This window comes from Gallintestinimicrobium propionicum, from assembly GCF_025567525.1.
Lineage (GTDB): Bacteria > Bacillota > Clostridia > Lachnospirales > Lachnospiraceae > Gallintestinimicrobium > Gallintestinimicrobium propionicum.
The window spans coordinates 14690-16167 of record NZ_JAOQJY010000037.1 but is presented as its reverse complement, the minus strand read 5'-3'; the positions used below and the strand labels follow the sequence as shown (position 1 = coordinate 16167).

At 53.3% G+C, this 1478-nt stretch carries 1 protein-coding gene; it reads right to left on the bottom strand.

The annotated features are described in order from the left end of the window. On the bottom strand, window positions 1–1478 hold a 1478-nt coding region (locus OCV62_RS17635), incomplete at both ends, for an SNF2-related protein (protein WP_262588294.1).

Genomic DNA, 1478 nt, shown 5'->3' with positions numbered 1-1478 from the left:
CCACCTCCGGGGTGGGCAGGTTCAGTTGGTCGGCGGTCTTGATGTCCGCCACTTCTTTGAACAGGTTCATCAGCTCCGGCAGATTAAAGAACTTGCTGAATCTCGTTCTTGCCCGGTAGCCGGTGCCTTCCGGTGCCAGCTCCAATGCTGTGACGGTCTCTCCAAATCGGGAAGCCCAGCAGTCGAAGTGGGTCATGTTCAGTTCTTGCAGGCGTTCATACTGAAGATAACGCTGCATGGTGTAAAGCTCGGTCATGGAGTTGCTGACCGGGGTGCCGGTGGCAAAAATCACGCCACGGTTTCCGGTGATCTCATCCATATAGCGGCACTTGGCAAACATATCGGAGGATTTCTGCGCGTCCGATGTGGATAAACCTGCCACATTCCGCATTTTTGTGTATAGAAACAGGTTTTTATAGTTGTGGGCCTCGTCCACAAACAAACGGTCCACACCCAGCTGCTCAAAAGTCACCACATCGTCTTTTCGTCCCTCGGCTTGCAGCTTTTCCAGTCTGGCTTCCAGAGACTTTCTGGTACGCTCCAGTTGCTTGACGGTAAAACGCTCGCCGCCACTGGCCTGTACCTCTGCAATCCCCTCAGTGATCTCGTCGATCTGTTCATAGAGAAGCCGTTCCTGACGCTCCCGGCTGATGGGGATACGCTCAAACTGGCTATGTCCCATGATGATGGCATCATAATCACCCGTCGCAATACGAGCGCAGAACTTCTTTCGGTTATGGGTCTCAAAGTCCTTTTTGGTGGTGACTAAGATATTGGCGGAAGGATAGAGACGCAGAAACTCCGACGCCCACTGCTCGGTCAGGTGATTTGGAACCACAAAGAGAGATTTCTGGCACAAGCCCAGGCGTTTGGCTTCCATCGAAGCAGCTACCATCTCAAAAGTTTTACCTGCGCCTACTTCATGTGCCAACAGGGTATTTCCTCCATACAGCACATGGGCGATGGCGCTTTTCTGGTGTTCCCGCAGGGTAATGGCCGGGTTCATCCCTCCAAAAGTGATGTGGCTGCCATCATATTCACGGGGACGGGTAGAGTTCATTTCCTCGTTGTACTGGCGCACCAAAGTCTGGCGGCGTTCCGGGTCTCTCCAGATCCAGTCCCTAAAGGCTTCCCGGATCGCTTGCTGTTTTTGGGCCGCCAGGGTGGTCTCCTTGGCGTTCAGCACGCGGCGCTCTTTTCCGTCTGCGTCCTCTATGGTGTCATAGATACGGACATCCCGCAGGTTCAGGCTGTCCTCCAAAATCTTGTAGGCATTGGCACGGCTGGTTCCGTAGGTGGTGTAGGCTGCCACATCGTTGTAGGATACGGAAGATTTCCCCTTGATCTGCCATTCAGCAGTAAAGGAAGAATAGTTGACCTCGATACTGCGCTGGAGATAAAACGGGGTGTTGAAGGTCTCGTACATAAACTGCTGGATGTACTCTTTGTCGATCCAGGTAGCGCCCAGACGCACCTCA